3 protein-coding genes are annotated in these 4,322 nt (G+C 65.2%); 2 read left to right on the top strand and 1 reads right to left on the bottom strand.

What is annotated here, in order from left to right; translation table 11 throughout:
- Window positions 1–107: 107 nt before the first annotated feature.
- Window positions 108–2,135, bottom strand: coding sequence for a transcriptional regulator (locus RCH10_RS27275; RefSeq protein WP_409054801.1), 2,028 nt, complete (start codon window positions 2,133–2,135; stop codon window positions 108–110).
- An 81-nt stretch (window positions 2,136–2,216) separates the two neighbouring features.
- Here RCH10_RS27275 and RCH10_RS27270 point away from each other — a divergent pair, with 81 nt between their 5' ends.
- Window positions 2,217–3,056, top strand: a complete 840-nt coding sequence (locus RCH10_RS27270) for a class I SAM-dependent methyltransferase (protein ID WP_409054800.1) — start codon at window positions 2,217–2,219, stop codon at window positions 3,054–3,056.
- A 97-nt stretch (window positions 3,057–3,153) separates the two neighbouring features.
- Window positions 3,154–3,954, top strand: coding sequence for an alpha/beta fold hydrolase (locus RCH10_RS27265; RefSeq protein WP_409054799.1), 801 nt, complete (start codon window positions 3,154–3,156; stop codon window positions 3,952–3,954).
- Window positions 3,955–4,322 lie beyond the last annotated feature (368 nt).

Here is a 4,322-nt window from a genome sequence, read left to right as displayed (position 1 = left end):
TGGCACTGGAATTGTCGCTAGGCTTGGCTTTCGGCTCAAATCTCCCGGCTCATTCAAATATCGGCGCCTGGCTCAAATTCGCGTCGGCGCGGACAGCCCAGAATGGTTCATGCGAGGCCTATTCCCACCGCCGCGCGCCGAATCAGGCTCTCGCCGTCGTCAGCAAAGTGAAAGGCCCGCAGGAAGTCGGTCACGCTGTAGCCCGGGTGCTCGCGACGCAGGGCTGCAACCGCCTGCAGGGCCTCGTCGTGGCGGCCCGCCAATTCGAGGCAATGCGCCTCGATGCCGCGGATGTGCTGGTGTGCGTTGGGTCGCGCGCTCGCCCGCACGGCCCAGTCGGCGGCCTGGTCCATCCGACCCTGGCGCATCAGCGCCATCGCCCGCGTAGCCAACATGGCAAATAGCATCGGATCGAACGGGCTCAGCTCGCGGGCGTGGTCGGCCGAAGCAATGGCCGCATGGGCATCGCCCGACTGCGAGTGCACGAAAGCTAGCGCGTAATGGCCCTGCGAGAAGTTAGGACTGAGCAGGACCGACTGGTTCAGTTCGGCGAGTGACTCAGCCACCTGTCCGCGCAGCCAGTGAGCACGGCCCAGGGCCCAGTGGATCGCTGGATCCTGGTCGTCAGCGATGAGGCCTTCGTTGGCATGGCGCCAGGCGAGTTCTGTTTCGCGCGCCCGGTCGCCCCAACCTTGGAAGGCGTTCTGCCAATGCGTGAATGAGAGGCCCGCGTGCGGGCGCGAGAACCCCGGCTCCAGGCGTGTGGCGGTTTCGAACCAGTGGCGGGCTAGTTCATTTTCTTCGCGTCGGAAGCGGTACATGTGCCCCAGGCCCCGGTGGTGGGCTTCCCACGCATCGAGCGACCCTGGGGGTTTGAGCACGGCGCGTTGACGTTCGGCGAGCTCGACCTGGTCTGCGATGGCGGCCACCAGCTGGTTGCACAATTCGTCCAGCACGTCGAACGGTTCCGACTCGGCGGCGCTCAGGCTGTCGGCCCAGACTACGCGTGCGCTACGGGTATGGATGAGCTGGGTCGACAGGGCGATCTGCCCGCAGCCTCGGCGCAAAAGACCGGTGGCCACGTAGTCGACATCGAGCACGCGCGCAGCGGCTTCCGCTCCCATGCCCCGCGCCTCAAGTGCGCTAGTGCTGGCCGGGGCGATGACGAACAGGCTGCGCAGTTTGGCCAACCTCGTTGTGACGTCGTAGGCCAAGTAGCGACCGAAGCCACTCGAACTGCCGTATGGCAACTCCTCGAAGGGCATGACGGCGACCGACCCGCGACGCAGGTGGGGTGGCTCACTGGCGGAGGGCGGCGGTTCCTGCACCACAGCGCGGACCGCCGAGCCGCCGTGGCGCTCACGCGCCAGACGCCACGCTTGCACAAGGTCTGTTGCGTCCTGGCCTTCGCAGTCGAAGAGTCGGACGGCGGTCGCGAGATGGGCATCGCCTTCGCGAAGCTGGCCGCGCCGCGCAAGCGCGTCGAGCAGGCGCTCGTGCGCGCGGCGGTCATGCGGCAACAGGCGCAGCCACCGGCTCAGGCAGTCCAATGCCTCGGCGGATTGGGGCGGAAAGTGGTCGGCCATGCGCTCCAGCAGGGCAATGTAAAGGCTGCGCCAGCGACGCCGCTCCGCCATCACCCAGTGAGCGTAGATAGGCGCACCGTCGATGTCGAGGCCCGCCAGAAATTCGCCGTCGAAGCCCGCCGCGTGGATGGACGACGCCAGCGTTGCGCTGGAATCGTTGCGGCTGCGGACCTGCGACTCCAGCTCGCGTACGTCGATTATTCCGTCGCCCAAATCCAGATGCACGCCTTGCGCGTTAGCCAGCACGCGCTTGCGCAGCGGCTCGTCGAGAAGGGCACGCAGCTTCGACAGGGCGCTACGCAACTCGGCGCGAGGATCCGAAGGCCGGTCCCAAAGCATCTCGCAAAGTTGGTCGCGGGACATGGGGCGCGGGGCCAGCGCAAGCAAAGCTAGTAGCGCCCGAGCCTTGCGTGATGGGGGCAGGATGAGCGCCTGCCCGCGCCGCAGCATCGCCATCGGACCGAGCAGGCGGAGCTCGAATTCGGAGGACGAGGCAGTGAATTCAACAGTCGTTGCCACGCTCAATTCCACGCGGATTGCAGCGCTCAATGCCACGCCCGAAGCACACAGTTGGCCTCTGTCTCCCGCAAGTGAAGGAGGCTTCGATCCCCAACCTGCAAGGAGCCCGTCATGTCCCCATTATCTTCGCCCACCTCCGCCAGCACAACCGCCGATCTCGCGGCCGTCAAGGGTCGACAGCAGGCGGCCTGGTCCTCCGGCGACTACGCGATCGTTGGCACCACGCTCCAGCTCGTTGGCGAGCTGCTGGCCGAGTCCTGCGACCTGCGCACCGACGAAAAGGTGCTCGATGTCGCAGCCGGCAACGGTAATGCCACGCTCGCGGCTGCGCGGCGCGGCTGCAAGGTGACCTCGACCGACTATGTGAGCACGCTGCTTGATCGCGGCGCCGAGCGCGCGCAGGCCGAACGCCTCGAGGTGAGCTTCCAGACCGCGGACGCCGAGGCGCTGCCCTTCGCAGCGAACGCGTTCGATGCGGTGCTCTCCACCTTCGGCGTGATGTTCACGCCGGATCAGGACAAGGCCGCAGCCGAGCTGCTTCGCGTCTGCCGACCTGGCGGTCGCATCGGCCTGGCGAACTGGACGCCCGACGGCTTCATTGGCCAGCTCTTCAAGACGCTCGGCCGCTACGTGGCGCCGCCGGCCGGCGTCAAACCACCCTCGGCCTGGGGCACCGAAGCGCGCCTGATAGAGCTGTTCCCTCCCGCCCAGGCGACGATCTTCACCACGCCACGGTTATTTAATTTCCGCTATCGCTCTGCCGCCCACTTCGTCGAAGTCTTCCGCACCTGGTACGGCCCCACCCACAAGGCCTTTACCGCGCTGCCGACCGACAAGGCGGCGGCGTTGGAGTCAGACATGATCGAACTGCTGACCAAGGAAAACCGCGCCGGCAGCGCATCTCTGGTGGTGCCCAGCGCGTACTTGGAGGCGGTCGTCACGCGGCGCTGACCCGAAGAAAGAGCGCCCAGTGGCCCTCTTGCCGATAAAGTTGGGCGGCTTTAAGGTCTCCCTCCCGGAGGCTTCACATGAGCAGTCGAGAAACCAAATGAGCGCCGCGATACCCTATTGGCGCGAGGCCGGCTCCGGCCCTGCGATCGTCTGCTTGCATTCGAACGCCAGTGTGTCCGGGCAGTGGCGCACGCTGATGACGCGTCTGGCGGACCGCTATTGGATGCTCGCACCCGACTTGTACGGGTCAGGTCGGAGTCCGGACTGGCCCTCCGACAGCACCATTACCTTACAGGACGAAGTCGATCTGATAGAGCCGGTGTTGCGAAGGGCAGGCGATCCGTTCGGGCTCGTCGGTCATTCGTACGGAGCTGCAGTGGCCCTGCGCACGGCTGTCCAGCACCCGACCAGAGTGCGAGCGCTGGTGATCTATGAGCCAACCCTGTTCTCGCTGATCGAGATGGAAGGCCCTGCCCCGAACGATGCGGACGGGATCCGGAATGCGGTGGCCGCGGCGGCTACGGCACTGGACGGCGGAGATCGGTTTGAGGCGGCCCGCTGCTTCATCGACTACTGGATGGGGCCGGGGAGCTGGGCCACTACCGCGGAAAACCGCAAGGTCGCCATCGCCGACTCCGTCGTGAATGTTCGACGGTGGGCTCATGCGCTGTTCACCGAACCCACGCCGATTTCGGAGTTTGGCCGACTCCAAATGCCGGTGCTATACCTCACAGGCGGGCGGTCAACTCAGTCTGCCCACGGCGTGGCACGTCGACTGTTGAAGGCACTCCCGAACGTCTCCTGCGTGAATCTTGCCGGCCTAGGGCATATGGGGCCGATCACCGACCCCGACGCGGTGAATCGGGTCATCGAGAACTTCCTGCTGCGATCTGTGTAGGCGGTCGCTCAATGCAGAGATGCTCCCACACAAGAAGTCCGTGTCACGCATCGGCAGACTCAGTGTGCGCCGCCAGGTCTTCCTCAGATTCCAGGCGTTCGTGCGATCGCCCGCGAACTTCGTTTCATGGCTGTATGCCGACAGTTGGTCGACTACCTGGGGATTGGACACCGCTCTTTCTCCTGAACGAGCGCAGACGCTGAGCAGCCGTTCGAGCCTTAGGGAGACGCTTATATGGGCGCCTCCCGGATTGCAAGAACTCGTGTGTGTGACGATTCAGGAGGCAGGGCTGCAGTCTTATATCCGGCCTGTTGTGCAAGCTGATATGCCTGCTGGCCCTGATGGTTTTCGCTGACGAGGTTCCCATC

Origin of the sequence: Variovorax sp. GrIS 2.14 (assembly GCF_046115955.1) — a bacterium.
Lineage (GTDB): Bacteria > Pseudomonadota > Gammaproteobacteria > Burkholderiales > Burkholderiaceae_C > Variovorax.
This window is presented reverse-complemented; position numbering and strand designations above follow the sequence as displayed.